The sequence below is a fragment of the Pacificibacter sp. genome (assembly GCF_039769035.1).
GTDB lineage: Bacteria > Pseudomonadota > Alphaproteobacteria > Rhodobacterales > Rhodobacteraceae > Celeribacter.
The window spans coordinates 1-24,104 of the sequence record NZ_JBDMZG010000106.1; the positions used below are offsets into that span (position 1 = coordinate 1).

Below are 24,104 nucleotides of genomic sequence, written 5' to 3' on the forward strand. Positions count from 1 at the left end.
CACTTATGTGATGCCTTGAGAGGTTGGCGCGGGCGAGCGCCTCGCCAACCAGGTCAGGTCCGGAAGGAAGCAGCCTCAACGAGTCCCGTTTGGGTCGATGTCCAGCCTCTCACCTAAATCCCCACACTGTAGATCTGCCACGTTTGCCAAGACTGTGCGCGCGAAAACCCGTTACCGCTTGCCGTTCCGACACGCTTGGGCATTATAGCCGCATGTTCAAAGGCACATTCAAATGACCCCGTTTTTCACCGCCCTCGGCTGGTCCGATCATTTCGCTGATCAAGTCAGCGCCATTGAGGCCGCCGAGCTTGCACCTGTGCGTTTGACCGAAGTCCGCCGCAACCGCGTGATCGGGCTCGATCCGCAGGGCGCACGCATTGATCTGGCCCTGTCCGGCGACAACGTAGCCACGGATATGGCTGTGGGGGATTTTGTGCTCAGCGATGGCGAACGCCTGATCCGTGTTTTGGACCGCAAGTCGGTGATCTCGCGCAAAGCCGCAGGGCACACGTCGCAAGCGCAATTGATCGCAGCCAATATCGACACGCTGTTTATCGTGACCTCTTGCAATGCCGATTTTAACGAGGCGCGACTGGAACGCTATGTCGCCTTGGCCATCGAGGCCGAAACCACGCCTGTCATCGTGATGACCAAAGCCGATATGCCGCTGGGCGATCCGCAAGACTATATTGAGCGCGCTTTGGCGATTTCGAACCGCGTGCAGGCTGTGACGCTCAATGCCAAAGATGCAGATGATGTGGCCAAGATGAACGACTGGTGCGGCGCGGGGCAAACCGTGGCGCTGGTCGGCTCGTCAGGTGTGGGCAAATCCACCATCGGGCGCACATTGACGGGCGAAGACCTGTTGACCGCAGACATCCGCGAAGATGACGCCAAAGGCCGCCACACCACCACCGCGCGCTCTATGCATTTGATGCACGCGGGCGGCTGGATGATCGACACGCCGGGCATGCGCGAATTGGCGCTGCATGATGCCGCTGCTGGCATCGCCACGCTGTTTGAGGACATCACCGATCTAGTGGCGGAATGTAAGTTTTCCGACTGCAAACATATCACCGAGCCCGGCTGCGCCATTCGCAATGCCATCGAGACAGGCGAATTGACCCAAGATCGCGTCGATCGCTGGCAAAAGCTGCGCGAAGAAGACACGCAAAACACCGAAAGCATCGCCACCGCCAAAGAGCGTGGGCGCAAGTTTAGCAAGCTCAAACGTTCAGCGTTCAAAGCGAAACGCGTCCGACGCGGCGAGATTGAGTAAACGCGGGTTGCGGGCAAGCCCCTGCCCCTCTACTTTGATCTCAAGTGAGCAAGGGATCATCACATGACCGAGACGGACACAGGCTATAAGGTTCTTGCGCGTAAATACCGCCCCGAAACTTTTGCCGATCTTGTTGGCCAAGACGCTATGGTGCGGACGCTGAAGAACGCGTTTGAGGCAGACCGCATCGCGCAGGCGTTTATCATGACGGGCATTCGTGGCACCGGCAAAACCACCACCGCGCGGATCATCGCCAAGGGCATGAACTGCATCGGCGAAGATGGCAACGGCAAGCCCACCACCGACCCTTGCGGCAAGTGTGAACACTGTGTGGCGATCACCGAAGGGCGCCATGTGGATGTGATGGAAATGGATGCGGCGTCCCGTACTGGCGTGGGCGACATCCGCGAAATCATCGATTCCGTGCATTACCGTGCAGCGTCCGCGCGCTACAAAATCTACATCATCGATGAGGTGCACATGCTCTCGACCAGTGCGTTCAACGCGCTGCTCAAAACGCTCGAAGAGCCGCCCGCGCATGTGAAATTCATCTTTGCCACCACCGAAATTCGCAAAGTTCCTGTGACGGTGCTGTCGCGCTGTCAGCGCTTTGATTTGCGTCGCATTGAACCCGAAGTGATGATCGCCATGTTGCGCCGCATTGCGGACGCGGAAAAAGGCGAGATCACCGACGAAGCACTGGCGCTGATCACCCGCGCCTCTGAAGGCTCTGCCCGCGATGCGCAGTCTTTGTTGGACCAAGCCATTTCCCACGGCGCAGGCGAAACCACGGTTGAGCAAGTGCGCGCCATGTTGGGTCTGGCGGATCGGGGTCGCGTGTTGGACCTGTTCGACATGATCATGATGGGCGATGCGGCAAGTGCTTTGGAAGAAATCGGTGGGCAATATGCCGATGGCGCTGATCCTTTGGCGGTGATGCGCGATCTGGCCGATATCACCCATTGGGTGTCAGTGATCAAGATCACGCCCAATGCCGCGGACGACCCCACCATTGGCCCTGACGAGCGCACGCGCGGACTGGCTATGGCCGAAAAAATCCCAATGCGGGTGCTGTCACGCATGTGGCAAATGCTGCTCAAAGCGCTGGAAGAAATCGCAGCCGCCCCCAACGCGATGATGGCCGCTGAAATGGCCGTGATCCGTCTGACGCATGTGGCCGATCTGCCGATGCCAGACGATTTGGTGCGCAAACTGAATGACAATAACCCACCACCCCGTCCGCCCTCTGGCGGCGGTGGCGGAGGATCGCACGCAGGCGGCGGGTCTGTGACCGCGTCTGGCCAGCCTATGTCGGGCGGGCAAATCACCCATGGGCCGACCATGTCCGGCGGGGCTACGGCACCCGCTTTGGCGCAAGCGCCAGAAGAAAACCTTGCGCGTTTTGGTCGCTTTGAAGATGTCGTCGAATTGGTGCGATACCACCGCGACGCCAAGCTGCTGATCGAGATCGAAAACTACGTGCGCTTGGCGAAATACGCCCCTGGCCGCATCGAATTCGAACCTGCAGATGATGCGCCGCAAGACTTGGCCGCTCGTCTGGCCAGCCGCTTGCATTCCTTTACAGGCGTACGCTGGGGCGTGACGATTGCCAAAGCACCCGAGGGCACCAAGACGATTTACGAAGTGACCAACGCCGCCAAGATTGCGCTTGAGGCCGAAGCCGTCGCGCACCCCATCGTGGCCAAGGTGTTTGAACTGTTCCCTGACGCAAAGATCTCGAAAATCCGCACGCCAGAGGCTATCGCGCTTGAGGCGGCTGTTGAGGCTTTGCCCGAGGTGGAAGACGAATGGGACCCCTTCGAAGAAGACTGATCCGTCGTGGGTCGAGTGGTTGAAACCTTGCTGTTGAGATCGTATCTCGCAAGGGAAAATAGATAAGGAGAGCAGCATGCTCAAAGGACTTGGTGGGCTCGGCGACATGGCCGGCATGATGAAAAAAGCGCAGCAGATGCAGCAAGATATGGCTGACATGCAAGAGCAGCTTGAAAACGTCACTGTTGTGGGCGAAAGCGGCGCGGGGCTTGTGAAAGCCACAGCCAATGCCAAAGGCAACCTGACAGCGCTTGATATTGATCCCTCCATTTTTCACCCTGATGAAAAGGAAGTGGTCGAAGATTTGATCATGGCCGCGATCAAAGATGCGCAAGCCAAAGCCGCTGCCAAGGCGCAATCTGAAATGGCGAAAATCACCGAAGGCCTTGGCCTTCCGGCTGATTTCAAAATGCCGTTTTAAGCCACGGATATGGACGCGGGCCGCAAAGACATTGATGCGCTGATTGATCTGATGGCCAAGCTGCCAGGTCTTGGGCCGCGCTCTGCGCGTCGTGCTGTTTTGCACCTGATCAAAAAGCGTGGGCGCCTAATGGGCCCACTGGCGGACGCGATGAAAGCCGTGTCTGAAAATGCCCGTGAATGCGTGAAATGCGGCAATATCGGCACGGGCACGATCTGCGACATCTGCGCCTCTGAAAAACGCGCCACTGGCGAGATTTGCGTCGTCGAAAATGTGGCGGACCTGTGGGCGATGGAGCGCGCGGCGGTGTTTCGCGGGCGCTATCACGTGCTTGGCGGTACGCTTTCAGCGCTGGATGCCATCGGCCCCGAAGAACTGCGCATCCCCTTGCTGATGTCCCGCGTGCGCGAAGAAAGCGTCACAGAAATCATCCTCGCCCTCAACGCCACCATCGACGGACAAACCACCGCGCATTACATCGCCGATGAGTTGGCAGGGACGTGTACCGTCACCTCGCTGGCCCAAGGTGTGCCGATCGGGGGCGAGTTGGATTACCTAGACGACGGCACAATTACGGCTGCATTGCGGGCCCGCAAAGGGTTTTAGGGCGGAGACCTCGGCTTGTTATGTCAGGCAGAGCAGGCCAACCAATTAGACACGCTTGAACCCACACTCTCTATATGATGCTGCAACGACTGCTATGCGGGACACACCGAACCTTGGATTTTTCACCTTCGCTAACGCAGCATCGCTTTGATCGCGCGACATTTGTTTCGCCGCATCGCGGCCAACGTCACCGAAGCAGCCGTTCATTCCTATCAAAGGTCCCCAAACCGGAAGAGCCGGAAACCAAGAACTTTCCACTATGGCCGATAGTGGAAAATCGCATTTTTGACCTTCGGCAGAATGGCTCCACCAGCGGCAGCCGATCATTGGGTCAACCCAACTGAAAAACTCGCGGATGCCTAGCGATCATGTGGCAGGCTGACGGAACAGGCTGAGGCTGCATCGCCATTGTGAAAATGCGTCTTAAGTCCGAGATTTCTGCTGAATGATCCGTTCCGCTCTGGTCACTAGCGGTAGATCGATCATCTGCCCGTCGACTTGGAACACTCCCATTCCGGCCTTTGCCGCCTCAACAGCGGCGGCAAGTACACGGGTAGCCCAGACAATTTCTGTTTCGGTCGGGGTGAATGCACGGTTGAGCACGTTCACCTGTCCCGGATGCACCGCATATCCTCCGGATGACCCCAGTTGCCGAGCGTACTTTGCTGCCGACTCTAGAGCGTCGAAATCCCGGAAATCCGCCATCGAACTGGGGACGACCAGCGGTTCCACCCCAGCGGCTCGAGCGGCCTGAATCACCTGCGCCCCGGCAGGCCGCAGCAAAGTATCGCTCGCAGAACTGCCCATGGCAGTCGCGTAATCCTCTACACCTAGGGTCAGCCCTGCCATCCGGGGCGACGCTAGCGCAATGCTTTCGGCACGCAGAACCGCACCCGGAGATTCGAGCATAGCAATGAATCTGATCCTGCCTGTCGGCAGGCCGCGTTCCATCTCCAGTTCGGACAGAATGCCGTCGATCGCCGCCACATCTTCGGCGCTTTCGGAACGCGCAAGATGCAATGTCGTGACGCCGTCGATGACGCAGGCCTCAAGGTCGCGGATGGCCTCTAACCACAGCGGGTTGATCCGCACCGTCACTTCGATCTGTGGCGACAAACGCGCCACGACATCTGGCAAGGTTGCGCGCGCCTCCGGCTTTCGGTCAGCAGCGATACTGGCCTCAAGGTCAAGGATGACGGCGTCAGCGCCGCGATCTGCCGCCTTGGCAATGAACCGCTCTTCCAGAACGGGGATGAATAGGAAAGAGCGCCACATCAAAGAACACCTCTTTCGTTCAATTTGTCTTGTGCGTCGGCATCATAGCCAAGTTCAGACAAGAGTGCCGCATTGTCCTGCCCAATCTCGGGAGCTGGGGTGCGGATGGTGCCCGGAGTGTCGCTGAGGCGGGGGAAAACCTGATGCATGGGCAACCGGTCCAGATCTTTATCCTCGAAATCTTGCAACACGCCGCGACCACGGATATAGGGATGGTCAATTAGGTCAGAGATGTCGCAGATTGGGCCTACGGTCACGCCCTGAGACTCGTAGTAGTCAAGGTTTTCGTCTAGCGTCCGGGATTGCATCTCATCAGCAATGATCTGGTCCAGCTCCGCAGAATTTTCGATGCGGGCCAACGAAGTCTTGTATTTCACATCTTCGATCAATTCGGGTCTTCCGATCGCCTGCGCCAGCTTCTCCCACATAGATTGCATCGAAGCCGACATCGCGATGTGCTTGCCGTCTTTTGTCGGATAAAGGCCGCGCGGCGCGGCCACGTCGCTGCTGTTGCCCTGCCGGTGTGGCGTTTTCCCGGTGGCCTCGTACGCCGCCGCCCAAGGGCCAAGGATACCGAACAGGGGCTCAAACAAGGACAGATCAATTACCTGTCCCTTGGCGTCTCCATTCATCCGGGCAATGACGGCAGCAAGAACCCCACCAAAACCCGTCAACCCTGCGATCATATCTGCTAGCGCCAGGGGCAGCAGAAGTGGCGGCTTGTCGGGCCAACCAGTCATAGCGGCAAAGCCGGACATGCCTTCGATCAGGCTGCCGAACCCGGGTTTGTGGGCATAAGGCCCCGTTTGCCCCCAACCGGAAACCCGTGCGATGATCAAGTTCTCGTTGCGCCTCCAAAGGTCTTCTGGCCCGAGCCCCCATTTTTCCAGCGTACCTGGCACAAAATTCTCGGTCAGAACGTCGGCGGTTTCCAAGAGTTTTAGAAGAATTTTGCGCCCTTCTTCACTTCGGATATTAAGCGACATGCTTTTCTTCGACCGCGCATAGACTTTCCACCAGGTTTCAGCCTCGCCGAACCGGCGCAAATCATCGCCTTTGCCGGGGCGTTCAATCTTGATCACTTCAGCTCCGAAATCAGTAAGCATATGCGTCATCATGTTGCCCGCGGCGAACCTGGTCATGTCAACTATGCGCAGCCCGTGGAGTGGGCCTTTTGCATCAGGGGTATAAGGCGTTTTCATTGGTAATTCCTTCCGGTTAACCGTCCGACAGCCGCGCTCGGTCACGGATCAGGATCCAAGCGACAAAAGGTGTACCGACAACGAGGGTGAGGGCAAAGACGTGGTCAAAAATGGCCGTCGGGTTGCGAGAGAGAAGAATAACTGACTGGCGGATCGACAATTCGATCATGGGTCCGAGAACAAGGCCGATGATAAAGCAGACGACCGAGATTTCCAGCCGTGCCATTATGTAGCCAAGGACAGAAAAGCCCAGCATCAACCAGACTGCAAAGAACCCGCCTTGGCTGACATAGATGCCGACGATGCAAAGCAACAATACGATGGGGTAGACCACGTAAGGCGGCACCTTGACGATCAGGGCGAAGGCTCTGAGGCCGAGGCTACCGATGATCAGGACAAGGATATTGGCCATGATCATTGCCGCGAACAAACCATAAATCAATTGTGCGTCGCGTTCAAAGATCAGCGGCCCCGGCGTGACGCCATGTATCATGAAGGCCCCAACCAGCAGAGCGGCGGTTAGGTTGCCGGGAATACCAAGGGTCAGAAGCGGGATCAGGTTGGCCCCGGACACGGCCGAATTGGCGCTTTCGGTTGCTGCGATACCTTCCAGAGCACCGGAGCCAAGTTTTTCCGGTTCCTTAGAAAAACGTTTGGTGGCGGCATAGCTGAGAAAGGCGGCCAGTGTGGTTCCAAGGCCCGGCAGCGCACCAATGGCTGTGCCGATTCCCGCGCCGCGGAAGATGGGTTTCTTTAGGTCCAAAAATTCAGATAGTGTGATGCGATCAATTTGTACTTCGGTTGACACTTCTTCGATCTTTTGATGGCGGTATTCCCTTCCTTCCTGCAAGCGCATGATGATTTCGGGCACCGCCAGCACGCCGATCGCAACTGCGGCCAGCGGCAACCCATCAAACAGTTCGATGTGGCCAAAGGTCAAGCGTGGCTAGGCGGTTTCGAGATCGACACCAACAGTGGCCAGGAATGCCCCTAGAGCGGCGGCGAAGATGCCTTTTGGCAGCGAATTACCCGAAAGCGAGGCGATCAAGGTCAACGAGATGATCAAGATCGCCGCAAGTTCCACAGGCCCGGCCTTGAGTGCAAAGATTGCCAGAGATGGGGCCAACAGTATCAGAACGAGGTCAGAACAGCTGTCACCAACAACGGAAGAGTAGAGCGCTGTTTGCAACGCTTTACGTGGTTTACCCGATTTCGCAAGCGGGTAGCCATCAAGCGTGGTGGCAGCGGAATGTGGTTCACCTGGGGTGTTAAGCAGGATCGCTCCGATGGCACCACCGAATTCGCCGCCTTTCATCACACCGACTAGCATACCGATGGCGGCCAATGGGGCCATGGTGAAGGTCAGCGGAATTGCCACAGCAATCGCCATTGGAGCGTTTAGCCCGGGGATTGCGCCGATCACGATCCCGATGAAGACGCCGATGGCGACAGACAGGAATGTGGTCAACGACAGCGCATCGGATAGGGCATTGAGAATGGTGTCCATTGGAAACTCCTCAGAGGATATCTTAGGGCAAAGGCAAGCTCAGCCCCCACCAGAACCCGACATAAATTACCGCTGGGGCAGCAACGGCATTGAACAGGTAAGCCCAGAGCGGAACGCCGGTGTGCAGCAAGGTGAACAAGGTCAACCCGATGGGCGCAGAGACAAGGAACCCGGCATAGGGACGGTCAACCAATGCACCAATCCACTTCATCAAAACCAGCATGGTTGCGACTGCGAGAACCGAAGCGATCAGGTAAACAATGTCCTTTCGATGCAGCCCGCGCCGAGGACTGGTGCTATGCAATTTCAAGTTCTGCGCCGCCAGTATTGTGCCCATCGCCACCATTAGCCAAGCCAGTGCCCGGGGGGCAAGGCTGGGTGGAAGCCCGAAACTGCCCTTGTCGTTCACCTGTGTTGGGATGACCCAGAAGATCAGGGTCAGGCCAAAGACCGCGATGGCAAGGCCAAGGATCAGGTCCTGGTTGATTCCCACCGGCCCTTTCAGGCCAGTGGAGCGGGGGGAGTGTTGGGGGTTGGCCACCGGACTATTCCGCGATGGCCGCCATCAGGTCCTTGTAGGCTTCGGCATCCGCAGCAATTGAGGCTGCGGTGGCGTCACCGTCAAGGAAGGTTTCGAAGCCACGGAACTTGTTGTTCACGAAATCCACGAAGGCTTCAGATTTTACGGCCTCAGCCAAAGCAGCTTCCAGTTTAGCACGCGCATCTGCATCCATGCTCTTGGGGCCAAAGAAGACAGCCGCTTCATTCGCTGCGACGCCGTAAAGGTCAGCAAGCTTCGGGATATCCGGATGTTCAACGATCCCATCAGGGTTCAGTGCTGCGACGACTTTCAGTGCGCCGTCTTCATGCATCGGCAGCGCGTTGGAGCCAGAAAAGCCGATATCGACATGCCCTCCCAAGACGGCCTGGCGAGCTCCCGCACCACCACGCGTCGGCACTATATTCACCGCGATTTCTTCCTTTCGACCGATATACTGAATGATGGCGCGGTCCAATGGGATGATGGACGCGTAGTTGAGCCAACCGCGATCCTTCGCTGTAGCGATCATACCCGCCCAATCATCATATGGTGCATCCTTGGGGGCGGCATAAACTGCGCGGTACCCGTGGGTGGTGGCTACGAAATCCACGTCTTCTGGGGTATAAGCGACATTTCCGGTTAGCGGGGTGAACGCGAAAGTTGTCGCCACCGCAAACCCGATGGAATAGCCATCGGTCGATTGATGGCGGACATATTCGGCCGCAACTGCACCGCCAGCACCGCCTTTGTTTTCGACGATCACTTTTTGTCCCAGAGCGGCTTCCATTTCGGTGGCAAGAATGCGTGCGGCGGTATCGCTGCCACCGCCTGCGCGAAAGCCAACAACTAGCGTGATAGGTTTTTCGGGGTACTCGGCATAAGCCGGGGCAGCCATTACGACGGCAGCCATCGCGGCGACCATGGTCTTTAGGATATTCATCTGTTTCCTCCCAGAAATTCGGGCGGAACCGGTCCGACGTTAGATGATCTGATCATAGAGAGGGGCCGCATTATACAGAAATACAATGTTGAAATATTTGATATTGTATTTTGCTAAAGCTTGACCGAAGCTTTGCGCTTGATCGAAAACAAACATATTCGAAGTTTCCTGCGAGTTCTGGACCTTGGCGGGTTTTCCCGCGCGTCCCGTTCTCTCAACATCGCCCAACCCGCGCTCAGCCAGCATGTGCGCCGCTTGGAACATCAGCTTGACGTGACTTTATTGATACGCGGACCGCAGGGCGCAACGCCTACAGAAGCAGGCCGTAGGTTTGCGACGAAAGCGCGCCAAATTCTTGAACTTGCCGATAGTGCGGAACGCCAATTCAAAGGCGGGCCGAATGCTCTTTTCGGCGAAGTTTCACTCGGGCTGCCGGGCTCCGTTTGCCCGGTTCTGGCAACGCCTATCATCGTCGAGGCGAAACGGCGGTTTCCAAATGTAAAGCTGATCGTATCGGAACTAATGAGCGGTGACCTGGCGCATATGTTGCGCGAAGGGCGCATGGATATGGCCATATTGTTCAACGTTGCCGATTCTGACGACTTCACCTCCTGCGAATTGGCAGTTGAAAGCCTGCATCTTGTCGGGGCTGTCGGAGACCCGACCCTGTCAGGGGATACCGTGCAGGCTTCGCGGCTTTCCGAGCTGACATTTGTTGGAACAAGGCCGCCGCATGGATTGCGCTTGCTAATTGAAAGATGGTCTAACGAAACCGGCATCACCCTGAATGTCGATACCGAAGCCAACTCACCTGTAGTGTTGATAGAAATGGCAGCTCAAGGTTTTTGCTATTCAATCCTGGCACCAGCGGCAATTCAACGTGATGTGAACACCGGACACCTTTCAACGGCTCAAGTTGTTGACCCGCCAATCGAGCGAACTGCCTGTTTGTGTAGTTCGAAGCGATTGGCACCGGACCCAGCTCGCAATGCCATCCATGAAATGGTACACGAAATTGCTCTCAATCAGCTGAAAGACGGCGCTTGGGACGCTACAGCGTCAAATTAGGACTGGATAATTGAATCTCTGTATTCCTAGAAATTTAGGTTTTCTTCTCAACGCTAAGCACATTACCGACATTGGCGCACTGGGCAGAGAACGCCTTTCATATCAGATGCTGTGAATGGGCTCTGTACTGCCCATACTTGCACTTTGCACGAAGCTCGACTTCCAATCCATTCTTACCAATCTGACCTGCCCGGATTTTCCAGATTTACCATTAGTGGAAAATCCGTAGCCATCGATTGCCCAGAACTCCCGATGCTGCCATTGATAGATGTCCGGTTTTCACGCCGCACTGCAACACCGATATTTGAGCGGCCGCAGAAATTATTCTATTGCAAGCGCGCGCGGCAAGAAATTCCCATTCACAGGTTGGGCTCGAAGCAGTCATTCGGTGCTAAGCCTATAAATGTCTGGTTCCATCACGATCAAAACCTGCATTGGTGATTTGTGTTGCAAAGATATTAAAGCGCGGGGTCATACAAACGCAAAAGGCCCACCAATTTGGCGGGCCTTTCGTTAAATTGATCAAAGCGTTTAGTCTTTGTCGTCAGGAAGGTTAAAGAAGCTGTCTGCGTCTGGCAGTGGCTCGTCTTTTTCTTCTTCTGCGTTGTCACCCAACGTGAAGGCTTCCAAGCCAGAGATCGCTGTTGGGATGCGTGGTTCTGCGTCCATTTCCAGTGATTGCTCTGTGGACAGCAATTTGCGGCGCTCGTCGTCTGACATCGCGTTGCCTTCAGCAGCACGTTTGGCAGCGGCTTTTTGCACGGCAGCATCAAGTTCGGATTGCTTACACAGCCCCAAAGCAACCGGATCGATTGGCTGCATGTTGTTGATGTTCCAGTGCGTGCGCTCGCGGATCGCTTGGATTGTTGGCTTGGTTGTGCCGACGAGTTTGGTGATTTGCGCGTCGGCCAATTCAGGGTGGAATTTCACCAACCACAAGATTGAATTCGGGCGATCTTGGCGTTTGGACAAAGGCGTGTAGCGTGGACCGCGACGCTTTTCTTCGCCCGTTGCGGCTGGGTTGAATTTCAACGCCAAGCGCGCCATCGGATCAGCTTCGGCCTTGGAGATTTCTTCTTGTGTCAGCTGGTTGTTGGCAATCGGGTCAAAGCCTTTCACGCCAGTCGCAACGTCGCCATCGGCGATGCCTTGGACTTCAAGCTCGTGCAGGCCACAGAATGCGGCGATCTGAACAAAGCTCAGCGTTGTGTTGTCTACGAGCCAAACGGCTGTGGCTTTTGCCATAATAGGTTTTGCCATGGATACTCTCCTTGAATATCTTGAATACGATAGGCCCCAGATACAACTTCTCCGTCGCCTGAAAGAGGCTTTCCCAATTGGGACGGTTCACATTGTGGGGGGAACTTGAGGCTTATATACTGTGGTTCCACGCGGGAGGAAAGAGAAAATGCGTAAAGCGATTGTGACTGGGCTGGCTTTGGCCGGTATGATGACAGCTGGATTGGCCTTTTCAGAAGGAAGGCGCGCCGGCGATTTCGACTATTATGTGCTGGCCTTGTCTTGGTCCCCGACGTGGTGTGCCCTTGAAGGTGACGACCGCGAGTCCCCGCAGTGCGACAAACCGCTTGGTTGGGTTTTGCATGGTCTGTGGCCACAATTTGAACGTGGGTACCCGTCCTATTGCAACACAACGACCCGCGATCCAAGCCGCCGTCAGACCGCCGCGATGGAAGACATCATGGGGACAGATGGCGCCGCGTGGCATCAGTGGAAGAAACACGGCCGCTGTTCTGGCCTGCCTGCGCAAGAGTATTTGGACGTCTCGCGCGAGGCCTATGACAGCATCACCCGCCCACCAGCTTTCAAGACATTGTCTAAAGACGTTCTGTTGCCCGCTGAGGTGGTCGAAAAGGCTTTCATGAGCACAAACAGAGGCTTAGGCAGCGATGAAATTACGGTGACCTGCAAAGATCGCCGCATTCAAGAGGTTCGCATTTGCTTGTCCAAGGATTTGGAGCCACGGACGTGCGGCGAAGATGTGATCAAGGATTGCACCCTCACCAAGGCCCGCTTGGACGGCATCGACTAGCCTACGGGGCTTGGCGCAGCTCAACTCAGGTTGATCCGCGCTTAGACCCCAAACGCGCCGCGACACGCATCAAGTTACGCGGTGATTTATGCGACGCGCAAAACGATCTTGCCGATATGAGCGTTGGTTTCCATCAAGGCATGCGCTTTCGACGCTTCTTCAAGTGCAAACTCTGAATGCATCACAGGGGCCACGATGCCTGCATCAATCAGCGGCCAAACTTTTGTCACAAGCTCCTGCGCAATCTTGGCTTTGGCCGCGACGGATTGTGGGCGCAAAGTAGACCCCGTCAACGTCAAACGTTTTGCCATCACCAGCGCAAAATTCAGCTCAGCTTTTGGTCCGGTTAAGAACGCAATGTTCACCAAACGCCCGTCCGGCGCGAGTGTTTTGACGTTCCGCGCGATGTAATCCCCGCCCACCATATCGAGAATCAAATCGGCGCCACCTTCGGCTTTCAACACCTCGACAAAGTCTTCGTCGCGATAATTTATCGCGCGCTCAGCGCCTAAATCCACGCAAGCGGCACATTTTTCGTCTGTCCCCGCCGTGGCAAAAACGCGTGCGCCAAAGGCAGCAGCCAATTGAATGGCCGTCGTGCCAATGCCAGATGAACCACCATGCAGCAAAAACCGTTCGCCCGCCTGCAAGCCACCGCGCATGAAGACGTTGCTCCAAACGGTGAAAAACGTTTCTGGCAAACAAGCAGCTTCGCGCAGGCTCAAGCCCTTTGGCACAGGCAGCGCGTGAACGGCGGGTGTCGCGACATATTCCGCGTAGCCGCCCCCTGGCAGCAACGCGCACACCTGATCACCGACACGCCAATTGGACACCGCAGCACCGATGGCGACGACCTCGCCTGCGCATTCTAGCCCCGGCAAATCAGACGCATCCGCTGGCGGGTTGTATTTGCCAGCGCGTTGTAGCGCGTCAGGGCGGTTCACCCCCGCATAAGCCACTTTGATGATGATCTCATCAGCCTTGGGCGCAGGCATCGGGCGCGTGCAGAGTTTCAACACCTCTGGCGCGCCAGCTTCTGTAATTTCAACGGCCTGCATAGTGGTAGGTACGGACATCACTTGCCTCCAGCTGGCGTGCTAGCCTGCGCGCGCGCGCGTGTTCCAGGCACATCGTCGCGGCGCGCACCAGTTGGGGCCTTGATCGAGCCCAAAATGGCGTTTGGCACCGCAAATAGCGCAGACAAAGCTTTGTTGTCCCGCACGCCTGCTTTGGCTTTTTCAAAACTCATCACGTCTTCAATGCGGCGATCCAGAAACTCTTTGGTGTCTTTGAATCCTTCGCTGTCGTCCCCCAGCCAAAACAAGATGGTCGAGGTAAACACCGCCGACAAGGTCGCGCGTTTTGTGTACCAATTGACGTCATTTGAGGTGTCGCCCAAGGCGTTCCAAATGGTGTCAGTGGTTTCCCACACCAGCCGCACGCCTTCAGGCGCGTAATGCGGCAGTGAGAACAGCGACATGCCACGACGCACGACTTCGCGGTCCACCGCCTCGATACGTAACCACACAGCATGAGCGATTTTGTCCCGAAAGCGCATCTCGCTCAGATCTGCCGCCTCAAGCGCTGCGATCATCGCGCGGTCGCCCCCTTTATGATAGGCAGCCGCCAAATCGACAGAGCCACGTGGTGCAGCAACGCGTGCCATTTGCTCGGGCACACCCGAATCGGCCACCGCCGCTTGGAATGTTTCAGGCCCCCATCCATCGAAAACCACGTGCGGAATCGCGGCTTCTACCAGTTTTTCACGGTTCGGGTCGGGGTAAGCAGTGCTTTGCATGGGATCTCTCCTATTGAGCTTGCTCACATGGTAGACAAGCTAGCGCGCCTTTGCTATAGGGCGAGCTCCTGCAATTCATGCAAATCTAACTAGGAAGGTGGTGACACCACATGCAGGTTAGCGTTCGCGACAACAACGTCGATCAAGCTCTCCGTGCCCTGAAGAAAAAACTTCAGCGCGAAGGCGTTTTCCGTGAAATGAAGCTTAAGCAACATTTCGAGAAACCCTCCGTCAAAAAAGCACGCGAGAAAGCCGAAGCCGTCCGCCGTGCTCGCAAGTTGGCTCGTAAAAAAGCTCAACGCGAAGGCATGCTCTAAAGCGTTTCTAGATTAAGGTGCGTTGCAACTTGATATAGAAGCGCCCGCAACATCAATGGTGTCGGGGCGCTTCTCATCAAACTTGTAGCTCAAGTTTAATGAGAAACGTTGTAGGATCTTTTTGATCTGACGTGCGAATGGTCTTTTTCGAAAGACATGTAAAATTTAAGGCCCCCAATACTTCGGTGTTGGGGGCTTTTTTCATGTCGATTGATGCGGCAGTGCGGCGACTAATTTTCTTGAAATTCATTCAGACATATGAATTTGTATTACTGGATTACAAGAAAATGAACCGCTCAGTGCCACAGATTGGAGAGATTTTGAGGGCAAAAAATAAGACGAATATATGTTTGGGAGTCGCGTTGACTGTAATTGTTAACGCGATGCCTTCTCACGCACAGGAGGCCGGAGACGCCGCAAACGGTGAAGCCGTATTCAAGAAATGCAAAGCCTGCCACCAAGTTGGACCAGAGGCGCGCAACCGTGTTGGGCCGCAGCTCAACGAGATCCTCGGAAGATCCGCAGGAAGCCTTGACGGATTCAAATACTCCAAATCCATGATCGATGCCGGTGCAGACGGCTTGGTTTGGGACGAGGCGACATTGGACGCTTTCTTACAGAAACCAAAGTCGGTCGTTCCCAAAACGAAAATGAGTTTTGCAGGCCTGCGCAAACAGTCAGATCGCGATGACATGATCGCCTATCTAAAAACGTTTTCAGATAGCGAGGCCGCAAAAGCTACCAGTTCAGCACCTGATATGAGTGAGATCGACCCTGAAATTTTAGCGATAGAAGGCGATGCAGAGTTTGGCGCTTATCTGTCGACAGAATGTACCACGTGCCATCAGCTGGACGGGTCCAATACTGGAATCCCGACGATCACGCACTGGCCGATAGAAGACTTTGTAATCGCAATGCACGCGTACAAAAACAAAACCCGCGCGCATCCGGTCATGCAGATGACTGCCGCCCGCCTCTCGAATGAAGAGATCGCCGCGTTGGCTGCATATTTCAAAGACGTAAACTAAGTTTCAATCTGGGAGGAAAACATGAAACTCAACAGACGAACGTTTATGGGCACTGTCGCCGCGACAACTTCTGCGCTGGCTGCGCCAATGGTTATGGCAGCAGGACACGGCCGCCCGAAAGTGGTTGTTGTTGGTGGCGGCGCTGGTGGCGCAACGGCGGCGCGCTATTTGGCAAAAGACAGCAAAGGCGAGATCGACGTCACTTTGATCGAGCCGACACGCGCATATTACACCTGTTTCTTCTCAAACCTCTACATCGGTGGGTTCCGCGACATCAATTCAATCGGACACACCTATGGCACGCTCGCGTCCATCGGCATCAACGTTGTTCACGATTGGGCTGTCGGTGTTGACCGTGACGCCAAGACTGTTTCCTTAGCGGGCGGCGGCACCGTGCCATATGACAAACTGGTTTTGAGCCCAGGCATTGATTTCGTGGAAGGGGCTGTTGAGGGCTGGGATCTCAGTGCACAAAACGCGATGCCACACGCCTATAAAGCGGGATCGCAGTCTGAGCTCTTGCGCGCGCAAATCATGGCCATGCCGCAAGGCGGAACATTTGCAATGGTTGCACCGCCAAATCCCTACCGTTGCCCCCCTGGCCCATACGAGCGCGTCTCAATGGTTGCGCACTTGCTCAGAGAAACAAATCCAACAGCCAAGATCATCGTTGCTGACCCGAAAGAGAAGTTCTCGAAAATGGGTCTGTTCCAAGAAGGTTGGGCCAACAACTACGAAGGCATGATCGATTGGATCGGCAGCGACTTTGGCGGTGGAAATGTTTCAGTGGACCCTGGCGCGATGACGGTATCAATCGACGGTGAAGTCACCAAGGTCGACGCGTGCAACGTCATTCCAGCGATGAAAGCGGGTCGCATTGCGCACCTCGCGGGCGTGACTGACGGCAACTGGGCCCCTGTGAACGCAGCAGATATGAGCACCAAGGCGGACGAAAACATCTATGTATTGGGCGATTCAAGCCAGCAAGGTGATATGCCGAAATCTGGTTTCTCCGCGAACAGCCAAGCCAAAGTATGTGCAAATGCAATTCGCGGCGCCCTCACTGGCTCGCGCGTCTTCCCTGCACGGTTCTCAAACACGTGCTGGTCACTCATTGATACCGACAACGGTGTTAAAGTTGGCGCGACCTATGAGGCAACAGACGAGAAAATTGCTAAAGTCGATGGCTTCATCTCGGCAACGGGCGAAAGCGCCGAACTGCGCAAAGCAACCTACGAAGAATCTGTGGGCTGGTACGACGGCATCACAGCCGACATGTTCGGTTAACCCTTAGTGAGGTCCACCAAAAAGCGGGAGCGCGCACAGGCGCGCTCTACGCGCAACTAAAACCATATTATTGGTCCGTTTGTGGGAACCGAGCATTTTAATGGGACGCGCGCAGCTTTGCTCGCCAGTGCGCGGCAAAGACCCGACAATGCGGAATCCTTAGCCGACAACCAATCATTTACACCAGCTTGACACAAAAAGGTGCACGATCTTCCTGTCACCAACATTGCAAAGTCCTTGCGTACATCTCGCGTCACAGATGTTGTCTATTGGCACATTCAAATGATACCTTGACCTAATTGTGCACAATTGGCTCCAAGTATTGGGAGTCTGCGCGACTTTTCGAGATGGAACAAACAATTGACCGACCCGGACACGTCTTCCGAACAACATGACCCCAAGTTTGACCTGCCAGACGAGGTTCCGCCGGAAAGCGCATCAGGCCATAAGCGTTTTCGAGTTCTAGGGGAAAGTTCTGCCCTCTGGTACGAAGGTCAAAGCGGTGACAAAGGCAAATATCTGGTTGTGAGTTTTGACAATCTTGCCACCGTCGGCGAAGGCTGGCCGCGCATGCCTTGGATGCATTGGCGCATCGCAAAATTGGGATATTCCAATCTTGGCGTGCAAAGCTTTGCCAAAGATTGGTTTCGCATGACTGACGCCGCCGAATTGCTGACGCGGTTGCAAAAATCAGGCTTCTTCGATCAATTCGAACGTGTTGTCCTTATGGGGGCATCAATGGGCGGCTTTGCGGCGCTGAATTACGCGCAATTGATCCCAAATGCGACCGTTTTGGCCTTCAGTGCGCAAAGCACCATGAGCCAAACCATCACCCCATTTGAGCGACGCTTCCCCTATGCAGTACGCAAATCAAACTGGGTGGATGAGCCATACCTAGACGCGTCCCTTGCTATCCCGCACCTGCGCAATGCATTTTTGCTCTATGACCCGCGCGTGCCAGAAGACGCCGCCCATGCAAAGCGCATGAAACACTCCAATGTCAAACACGTGAAGTGCGCTTTTTGCACCCATGAGGCCATTCGCGTGATCGTCCTCAGCGAAGCAATCTTCCCACTCCTGCAAGGTGTGGTTGAGGAAAACCGGATCACGCCCGCGTTCTGGAAGGCTTATCGCGCCCGCCGCAACGTCCGTAAATGGGCCCGTGGCTTCCTTGACGAACTTCCAATCAACACACACCCCGCCCGCAGCTACCAAGCCGCAAAAATGATTGATCAGATCAAGGATATGGCTGTAGCCCGCAGAGCAATGAAACGAGCTGCCGCGAAACTTAAGGATATGCCTGGCCGAGCAGAGTAGCTCGCGATGCGCGATGTTTCGCACAGTGTTGCGCGGCAACGGGTCGGGAGACAAACAGAGGGTTAACTTGCGAAAATCGGTTTACTGAGGCCTTCGATTTCACCGATGGTCGTTAAAGTAAGCCTGATGGGACCTCGTTCAAAGCGACAGCTTCAAACGTTCTGGAACCCGAACTGCATACCCCCCTCGCAGACTATGGTTTCCATCCAACTTAGAAACAACATGCGCCACAAGCTCCCTGTCTTCAGAAACCCGAATGGTAAGGTTTTGCAACAACAGGTCCCTAGCGATATCGTAATCGGTATAACTGGCCTTTTGCAGAGCCCGAAAACGTTTTGATCGGCTATCACTATAGCTCTTTCGGGACCTGTGATCTAAATCACCGCGTTCTTCAATGCATTCAAGATACTGATCCCGGTCAAACAGTCCAATATGCAACATGACGCTCGACTTGCTAACGATCAGGTCCTTATCAAAAACAGTATGGCACGCACTCGTCCATCGAACTGGTTGCGAAATAATGTGAGGTTTTGAAAAGCCTGGGGAAAGAATCCCGTGTTCGCGTTGAGAAAAAATACTGTTCGTCAGATCAAACGAAGGCTCGATATCATCGCGATGCACAACATCAAGCCCCAGCGAATAGACATAACCAGACTGAAAACATTCCTCATACACATCGGACCAACCGCCGTGTAGCGGATCGACAGTCAAAAGTTCATCAACGTCCGTGCGAATGACTATATCATAGTCGTTTAGCAATTTATTGCAGAGTTTCGACTGAAATTCAGCGGCTTCCATGTCAAAATTCTTCCGACTGCGCCTGAATTCATGCTGGATATCATTTGGCATAAAGGCTGGATCTGATTGATCTAGTACCCCATCGTGGATCACGTAGAGATGATCGCTGCCAAACAAACTGCCATAGTGAGATCTCCATTTACGCAGAAAAAAATCACTATTGCGAACAATTGTAACAGCGGCAACGCGGACATTTTTCACGACTTTTCACTCCAGTGAATCACAATAACGGTACTGTATTGGTTTGTAGTCAAGATGCACAGAAAATTACAAAATCTGCGTTCATTCCCCCAAAACAACTGGAACCGAGCTGCAGACACCCAGTTTACGTAGCTGACCTCTGCCAATCGAACTAAGCGCCGTTGAACAGTGCTATTGGTTTTAGGAGTCGGCTTTGCCCCTACGACCCCGAGTGCATGATTTTCATGCAGAGGGCCTTGCGTTATCAAGTTTCAGTAGTACGTCAGAGTAAGTAGAGAATTGGTTGCGGGAGTAGGATTTGAACCTACGACCTTCAGGTTATGAGCCCATTATCCAACGATTCCAATAACTTAATAAATTCAAACACATAGGCGGCAAGCCTTTGAATTCACAAATTTTCAGCCCTGAAACTCGCTGACATTGGCCCACGTCCACCGTGCCTCACACTCAAAAAATGACGTACGCTCGTTGACATGGCGTTGACATGGATGATCGTTCGATCAACCGGATGATAATCATTTTCGGCCCAGAGTTGCCGTTTAAGCACCCAATCCAATGCTGCGGTTGCAGCCCGCATTGCTGCCGTTGGCCAATTTCGTCGACAGCCGTAGCCAGCGTCAATGATTGCACTCTCGGACTTGTCGTGCCCTATATCGGCTATTCAATTACTACATAGAACGGATCACTTCGACTAACCTGAATACCGTCACGCTTTCGGATGACAAACGCCTCCACGAAATGGACCCCACGATATTCGAGGCTTTCCCAACGATCACCACCGGAATTGGAACCAACGAACGATCCACGAAGCTGGCCTTTTGTAAGGGCTTCTTCCCCGGTGTTTGTGACCCGCCACTCGACCCTGTAGTCTTGAGTGTTGAGGGGCATTCCAGTGGTAAGTCTCGTGGTGAATTTAAGTTCCAATTTCTTCGGGACAACGTCGCCGCTCCTCACGGCACAGACAGTTGCGCCTCCGCGCGAACGGTGAAGTGTTGCTGTGAGAAGCACCGAAAACAGATGGTTTCCGACGGACCGCCAAGTTGGTTGTGAAAGATATGGAAGATTTGAGAGCGTGGAGGGTATCGCCCGTGCGCCATATTGTTTCACTAAGTCGACAATGTCGCCGACGAAGCCTAGTGCTGTAGCGGGTACGGTTCTTACGTTTTCGCGAAGATGATCAACCGCTTTCGCCGTGACGGATTTTGCCTGCCGTTCGCCTTCGTTCTTACCGAAGTCATCGCCAAACACACGTCGCCATTTTGATATACTCTTGTTTCTGTCGGTTTCCTCAAAGGCGTCGTCGATCCAAACGCGATATTTGCTCACCTTGTCACGAAAATTCGAGTATTGATCGTCGGTCCAGCAAACGGAAAAATCTTCGTTGCTAAACGGACTGGATACCAGAGGTTTTACGGGCCTCATCTGCAACCATGTATCAAGGCGCTCAAACATGGTTTTGAGTGCACTGGGCGTATCGGCGAAGTCGGCACTGCCTTTGTCGTTTGCTTGGATTTGATGGGCAAGCAAAGTAGTGAGGCAGACTGACGAACACGTAAATGTAGTCTTGATATCTCGCAGGTACTTAACAAGCCTCGTAACTTTTCGAAAGCTGTTGTTTCCCGAAAGTGTGTTCTTCTCTTTGAGCCACTCCGTGAAATATTTCGGCTGGCTCTGTTCGAATTCGTTTGTATCTCTATTGCAGACCTCCAGCCTTTCAAAGCCCCAACGATTTCTAATACAGGGAGCAATATCAATCCGCTTCTCAGCAGCATAGTCGAGTGTCACACAGTGAGAATACCGATGAGCCTTGTCCCTGTATATGTCGCTATCTCGGAAGGCTGAGTAGAGATTGTTGATATAGTCACTGGCCGTCCAGCCCTCTACGGGATCGACGATCGCAAGAACGTCAGCATCGAATTCTTTATTCGGCAGCGGCTTGATTATCGTTTCGTGAGCCCAAGAAGCGTCCGGTCGGTCTGGCCAGCATGCGGACAATATCTTGAAGGGCTTCAGAGGAACTCTGCAGGTGGACGGATACGCAGGCTACAACCGCCTGCTCAAACGCCCTGCGCAGGACGTGACATTGGCATACTGCTGGGCCCATGCCCGCCGCAAACTGCATGATGTCGCCCAATCCGGCGCGGCCCCAATCGCGCAGGAAGGCTTGGCGCAAATCCAGGCGCTCTATCGCATCGAAAAAGACCTGCGCGGCCTGAGCGCCGACCAACGATACGCTGCACGGCAAAACCGCTCAAAACCCATCATCAATGCTTTGGAGACTTGGCTTGCCCTAAGCCGTGCCCGTGTCTCGGCCAAATCGCCGACCGGAGAGGCCCTGAAATACATCGCCAAATACTGGGACGGGCTGACCCGGTTCCTCGATGACGGTCGCATCGAACTGGATACCAACGCCGTCGAACGCACCATCCGACCCATTGCCCTGAACCGCAAAAACGCGCTCTTCGCGGGTCACGATACGGGCGCACAAAACTGGGCCGTCATCGCGTCCCTGATCGAAACCTGCAAACTCAACGGCATCGAACCTCACGGCTATTTATCCGACGTCCTGATAGCCATTGCTGGAGGGCACAAACAAAATGACATCAACGAGCTGCTGCCCTGGAACTACGCCAAACCCGTGTGATCGGCGCACCGCTTACGCTTCAGATACCTTTTTCAAACTATTAAACAAACCTAAAATCCTTGTACTTTAGCAACATAGACGACACCTGCAATCTACGCGATGCGCTCAAGAAGGCAGAGAATGTGTCTTTCCTTTTATTGGTGAGGATAACAGTTACAGATCACTTTAACGCCGCCCCAACTTAGCTTACAGAATGGGGACGGCATTTTTTTAATCTGGGTGATGGTTACGTCGTCGCTTACTGCTGATAGAAAATAATGCGACCTGCGTTGTCGTTGGTTGCACATGAATTGCTAGAGATCGTAACCCGGTTGGAAGCGTTCAACGGACCAACTCCGTTTACCCTTGCCTCGTTTGCATTTTTACATGGAGGCAACTCAACACGCTGATAGCCCTTCGAGATCATGCACGCTTCATAATTTCGCATTCGTGCTGTCGCATTCGCGTCTTGTACAGAATAGGCACCAGTTAACAGCGCCACGGCAATCTCAGCTCCTGGGCTCCGGTTAACTGCAATTTCTTGGCTCGATTTGGTCTCGCATTGAGCACGGTCCAACTCATAATCTGAATAGCGCATTTTGTTTTTAACGAACGTTTCTTGAGCAACGCAACCTGTCAAAGTGATCGCTGCTGAAAGCATGATTACTGCTGGAGTTCTCATTTACTACTGTCTTTCTTATTAGTTGACTTCAGAGGATAGGCACCAAACAAATACTTGATTTTACCCGTGACTTTAGGTGGTATTTCATACCTCCGCATCAACTCAAAGCTCTTTTTGTACGGAGCTGCAAAAGGTCCTGAGTTGTTGCTTACCTGCGCCACCAACCCAGAAGATAAGCGGCCCTCACAGACGCTCAGAGGTAGGCTGTGGCTTCGTAAGGTCGATTTGCAGACTAGGCGAAGCAAGGGGCGGAAACTCACTGTCAGCGGCCCTGTGGCGAGCTATTAGTCTCACAGACATTTGAGTTGAAAGCTGGCAACTTAGTTATCACCCCCACAATCACCTGCTCGTCGGTTATCGGACTCTCAACATTAACAACTTGCCAACGTAAGCACCGATTAATACTTCAGCAATTGAAACCAATCCCCACTTCAATCCAAAGCTAGCGAAATTCCATAGAAGTAGGACTAAGACCAACGCTGAAATCCACGGAAACAATCCGTCAATTGGGCGACGTCTTGCTTCATGTGGATGCCCATTGTGAGAGAAACCAGCTAGAAACCCTGTACCAGCGTACAAAAAGAAGTACTTCCACATAAACATGATTGCTTTCCTTAGCTTAGGGCGTTCTTTTTTGAAAAAGAGAACTAATACATCCGATCTATACAATTAAAAGCAATGCAAAGATGATTTATATCAATTTAAAAGATAAGTAGTTTGGAGGCGAACATGAACACCCTTGAGACCCTAAAACAAGATCATAAAATGGAACTCCTCAAACCCATTTATCATTGCGATACCCTTGCGAACCAACTCCTTAGCCATCTCGGTCTCTCTTACGAAAAACCATTACTCCAAGAGCGTGCCCTAGTTGTGGCTTCCTCTTTTCTCTTTACTGCAAAGCAAATCTATGAGGAGAACAGGAGAAGTGCAAAACCAATCCATATTGGCTGGCCTCACTATGCCAATCACTGGAGCAAGTACCCTGCGGTTGGTGGTAAAATAATCAATTCGGTAAGAGAAGCTCTGGAGGAACTCCAACTAATCCGAGAGATCCCAGAAACAGGTAGGGTATTCTTTGACGAAGGTGGAAATAAATCAAAGAAAGTCACGACACTTTATTCCATTGATTTGAGACTGTATCGCGAATTTCGATTGTTGGACGCAGATTACAGTGACCCACATAACATCGCCGCAAATGTATCTATGAAAGAGTCATTCGTTGCCAAACAAAAGCGGAAAGACGAAAAGCGCCCCTCGCCAAAGCTAATTGAAAAGCAGTGCAAAAATCTATTCAAGGGCGACTGGACCAAAGCAAAAAAGAGAATTGA

Annotated in this window: 21 protein-coding genes, 1 other RNA gene and 2 pseudogenes; 13 read left to right on the forward strand and 11 right to left on the reverse strand. The window is 53.9% G+C overall.

Going from position 1 to position 24,104, the window contains the following annotated elements:
• Nucleotides 1-16 precede the first annotated feature (16 nt).
• The 5 genes from ffs (at nucleotide 17) to recR (ending at nucleotide 4,139) form a co-directional block, all read left to right on the forward strand.
• Nucleotides 17-115: signal recognition particle sRNA small type (gene ffs, locus ABF287_RS09485), an RNA gene on the forward strand.
• A gap of 117 nt (nucleotides 116-232) precedes the next feature.
• On the forward strand, nucleotides 233-1,279 hold the full coding sequence (rsgA, locus tag ABF287_RS09490; protein WP_347184767.1) for a ribosome small subunit-dependent GTPase A: 1,047 nt from the start codon (nucleotides 233-235) through the stop codon (nucleotides 1,277-1,279).
• A 63-nt stretch (nucleotides 1,280-1,342) separates the two neighbouring features.
• Nucleotides 1,343-3,112: a DNA polymerase III subunit gamma/tau gene (locus tag ABF287_RS09495; RefSeq protein WP_347184768.1), complete on the forward strand. Its 1,770-nt coding sequence runs from the start codon at nucleotides 1,343-1,345 to the stop codon at nucleotides 3,110-3,112.
• 76 nt (nucleotides 3,113-3,188) lie between these two features.
• Entirely contained in the window at nucleotides 3,189-3,533 is a 345-nt protein-coding gene (locus ABF287_RS09500) for a YbaB/EbfC family nucleoid-associated protein (RefSeq protein ID WP_347184769.1), read from the forward strand.
• Between the two features lie 9 nt (nucleotides 3,534-3,542).
• Nucleotides 3,543-4,139, forward strand: coding sequence for a recombination mediator RecR (gene recR, locus ABF287_RS09505; RefSeq protein ID WP_347184770.1), 597 nt, complete (start codon nucleotides 3,543-3,545; stop codon nucleotides 4,137-4,139).
• A 423-nt stretch (nucleotides 4,140-4,562) separates the two neighbouring features.
• Here the strand turns inward: recR and ABF287_RS09510 are convergent, their stop codons facing one another.
• The 5 genes and pseudogenes from ABF287_RS09510 to ABF287_RS09530 all read right to left on the reverse strand — a co-directional run bounded on the left by ABF287_RS09510 (nucleotide 4,563) and on the right by ABF287_RS09530 (nucleotide 9,604).
• Complete coding sequence (locus ABF287_RS09510) at nucleotides 4,563-5,414, reverse strand: CoA ester lyase (RefSeq protein WP_347184771.1); 852 nt, start codon at nucleotides 5,412-5,414, stop codon at nucleotides 4,563-4,565.
• Entirely contained in the window at nucleotides 5,414-6,661 is a 1,248-nt protein-coding gene (locus ABF287_RS09515; RefSeq protein WP_347184772.1) for a CoA transferase, read from the reverse strand. The genes ABF287_RS09510 and ABF287_RS09515 overlap by 1 nt, the downstream gene beginning before the upstream one ends.
• Nucleotides 6,633-8,123, reverse strand: a pseudogene (locus tag ABF287_RS09520) (tripartite tricarboxylate transporter permease). Before ABF287_RS09520 ends, ABF287_RS09515 begins: the two are co-directional and overlap by 29 nt.
• 22 nt (nucleotides 8,124-8,145) lie before the next feature.
• Nucleotides 8,146-8,664, reverse strand: coding sequence for a tripartite tricarboxylate transporter TctB family protein (locus ABF287_RS09525; RefSeq protein WP_347184773.1), 519 nt, complete (start codon nucleotides 8,662-8,664; stop codon nucleotides 8,146-8,148).
• A 4-nt stretch (nucleotides 8,665-8,668) separates the two neighbouring features.
• Nucleotides 8,669-9,604: a tripartite tricarboxylate transporter substrate-binding protein gene (locus ABF287_RS09530; protein ID WP_347184774.1), complete on the reverse strand. Its 936-nt coding sequence runs from the start codon at nucleotides 9,602-9,604 to the stop codon at nucleotides 8,669-8,671.
• A 120-nt stretch (nucleotides 9,605-9,724) separates the two neighbouring features.
• On the opposite strand from ABF287_RS09530, the gene ABF287_RS09535 reads away from it, so the two are divergent.
• Nucleotides 9,725-10,672 (forward strand): LysR family transcriptional regulator, encoded by a 948-nt coding sequence (locus tag ABF287_RS09535; RefSeq protein ID WP_347184775.1) that lies wholly within the window; start codon nucleotides 9,725-9,727, stop codon nucleotides 10,670-10,672.
• A 531-nt stretch (nucleotides 10,673-11,203) separates the two neighbouring features.
• Here ABF287_RS09535 and ABF287_RS09540 read toward each other — a convergent pair.
• Nucleotides 11,204-11,932: a DUF1013 domain-containing protein gene (locus ABF287_RS09540; RefSeq protein WP_347184776.1), complete on the reverse strand. Its 729-nt coding sequence runs from the start codon at nucleotides 11,930-11,932 to the stop codon at nucleotides 11,204-11,206.
• Nucleotides 11,933-12,080: 148 nt separating this feature from the next.
• Here ABF287_RS09540 and ABF287_RS09545 point away from each other — a divergent pair, with 148 nt between their 5' ends.
• On the forward strand, nucleotides 12,081-12,722 hold the full coding sequence (locus ABF287_RS09545) for a ribonuclease T2 (protein WP_347184777.1): 642 nt from the start codon (nucleotides 12,081-12,083) through the stop codon (nucleotides 12,720-12,722).
• Between the two features lie 86 nt (nucleotides 12,723-12,808).
• Here the strand turns inward: ABF287_RS09545 and ABF287_RS09550 are convergent, their stop codons facing one another.
• Together ABF287_RS09550 and ABF287_RS09555 are read right to left on the reverse strand one after the other, a co-directional pair.
• A complete protein-coding gene (locus ABF287_RS09550) occupies nucleotides 12,809-13,798 on the reverse strand; it encodes an NAD(P)H-quinone oxidoreductase (protein ID WP_347184778.1) in 990 nt (329 codons plus the stop codon).
• A complete protein-coding gene (locus ABF287_RS09555) occupies nucleotides 13,798-14,520 on the reverse strand; it encodes a COQ9 family protein (protein WP_347184779.1) in 723 nt (240 codons plus the stop codon). The genes ABF287_RS09550 and ABF287_RS09555 overlap by 1 nt, the downstream gene beginning before the upstream one ends.
• Nucleotides 14,521-14,630: 110 nt before the next feature.
• Between ABF287_RS09555 and rpsU the strand changes: the two genes are divergently transcribed.
• The 4 genes from rpsU (at nucleotide 14,631) to ABF287_RS09575 (ending at nucleotide 18,469) form a co-directional block, all read left to right on the forward strand.
• Nucleotides 14,631-14,837, forward strand: a complete 207-nt coding sequence (gene rpsU, locus ABF287_RS09560) for a 30S ribosomal protein S21 (RefSeq protein WP_058263026.1) — start codon at nucleotides 14,631-14,633, stop codon at nucleotides 14,835-14,837.
• Nucleotides 14,838-15,040: 203 nt separating this feature from the next.
• Entirely contained in the window at nucleotides 15,041-15,865 is an 825-nt protein-coding gene (locus tag ABF287_RS09565) for a c-type cytochrome (RefSeq protein WP_347184780.1), read from the forward strand.
• Nucleotides 15,866-15,886: 21 nt separating this feature from the next.
• Nucleotides 15,887-17,152 carry an NAD(P)/FAD-dependent oxidoreductase gene (locus tag ABF287_RS09570; RefSeq protein ID WP_347184781.1) on the forward strand — a complete coding sequence of 422 codons (1,266 nt, stop codon included), beginning with the start codon at nucleotides 15,887-15,889 and terminating at the stop codon, nucleotides 17,150-17,152.
• Between the two features lie 360 nt (nucleotides 17,153-17,512).
• Entirely contained in the window at nucleotides 17,513-18,469 is a 957-nt protein-coding gene (locus ABF287_RS09575) for an alpha/beta hydrolase (protein WP_347184782.1), read from the forward strand.
• 138 nt (nucleotides 18,470-18,607) lie between these two features.
• On the opposite strand, the gene ABF287_RS09580 is transcribed toward ABF287_RS09575, so the two are convergent.
• Nucleotides 18,608-19,468: a glycosyltransferase family 2 protein gene (locus ABF287_RS09580; protein ID WP_347184783.1), complete on the reverse strand. Its 861-nt coding sequence runs from the start codon at nucleotides 19,466-19,468 to the stop codon at nucleotides 18,608-18,610.
• Nucleotides 19,469-20,125: 657 nt separating this feature from the next.
• The gene (locus ABF287_RS09585; protein WP_347184784.1) at nucleotides 20,126-21,463 is read right to left on the reverse strand and encodes a nucleotidyltransferase; all 1,338 of its coding nucleotides are present in this window, start codon (nucleotides 21,461-21,463) and stop codon (nucleotides 20,126-20,128) included.
• On the opposite strand from ABF287_RS09585, the pseudogene ABF287_RS09590 reads away from it, so the two are divergent.
• Nucleotides 21,432-22,112 (forward strand): annotated as a pseudogene (locus ABF287_RS09590) (IS66 family transposase); the annotation flags it as partial. The gene ABF287_RS09585 and the pseudogene ABF287_RS09590 overlap by 32 nt on opposite strands.
• 238 nt (nucleotides 22,113-22,350) lie before the next feature.
• Here the strand turns inward: ABF287_RS09590 and ABF287_RS09595 are convergent.
• The gene (locus tag ABF287_RS09595) at nucleotides 22,351-22,773 is read right to left on the reverse strand and encodes a hypothetical protein (protein WP_247094643.1); all 423 of its coding nucleotides are present in this window, start codon (nucleotides 22,771-22,773) and stop codon (nucleotides 22,351-22,353) included.
• Nucleotides 22,774-23,502: 729 nt separating this feature from the next.
• Here ABF287_RS09595 and ABF287_RS09600 point away from each other — a divergent pair.
• On the forward strand, nucleotides 23,503-24,104 hold a 602-nt coding region (locus ABF287_RS09600), incomplete at its 3' end, for a hypothetical protein (protein ID WP_347184785.1).

Coding starts and splice junctions, on each gene's coding strand:
- rsgA (WP_347184767.1), top strand. CDS start 233: ATGACCCCGTTTTTCACCGCCCTCGGCTGGTCCGATCATTTCGCTGAT.
- ABF287_RS09495 (WP_347184768.1), top strand. CDS start 1,343: ATGACCGAGACGGACACAGGCTATAAGGTTCTTGCGCGTAAATACCGC.
- ABF287_RS09500 (WP_347184769.1), top strand. CDS start 3,189: ATGCTCAAAGGACTTGGTGGGCTCGGCGACATGGCCGGCATGATGAAA.
- recR (WP_347184770.1), top strand. CDS start 3,543: ATGGACGCGGGCCGCAAAGACATTGATGCGCTGATTGATCTGATGGCC.
- ABF287_RS09510 (WP_347184771.1), bottom strand. CDS start 5,414: ATGTGGCGCTCTTTCCTATTCATCCCCGTTCTGGAAGAGCGGTTCATT.
- ABF287_RS09530 (WP_347184774.1), bottom strand. CDS start 9,604: ATGAATATCCTAAAGACCATGGTCGCCGCGATGGCTGCCGTCGTAATG.
- ABF287_RS09540 (WP_347184776.1), bottom strand. CDS start 11,932: ATGGCAAAACCTATTATGGCAAAAGCCACAGCCGTTTGGCTCGTAGAC.
- ABF287_RS09545 (WP_347184777.1), top strand. CDS start 12,081: ATGCGTAAAGCGATTGTGACTGGGCTGGCTTTGGCCGGTATGATGACA.
- ABF287_RS09550 (WP_347184778.1), bottom strand. CDS start 13,798: ATGTCCGTACCTACCACTATGCAGGCCGTTGAAATTACAGAAGCTGGC.
- ABF287_RS09555 (WP_347184779.1), bottom strand. CDS start 14,520: ATGCAAAGCACTGCTTACCCCGACCCGAACCGTGAAAAACTGGTAGAA.
- rpsU (WP_058263026.1), top strand. CDS start 14,631: ATGCAGGTTAGCGTTCGCGACAACAACGTCGATCAAGCTCTCCGTGCC.
- ABF287_RS09565 (WP_347184780.1), top strand. CDS start 15,041: ATGTCGATTGATGCGGCAGTGCGGCGACTAATTTTCTTGAAATTCATT.
- ABF287_RS09570 (WP_347184781.1), top strand. CDS start 15,887: ATGAAACTCAACAGACGAACGTTTATGGGCACTGTCGCCGCGACAACT.
- ABF287_RS09595 (WP_247094643.1), bottom strand. CDS start 22,773: ATGAGAACTCCAGCAGTAATCATGCTTTCAGCAGCGATCACTTTGACA.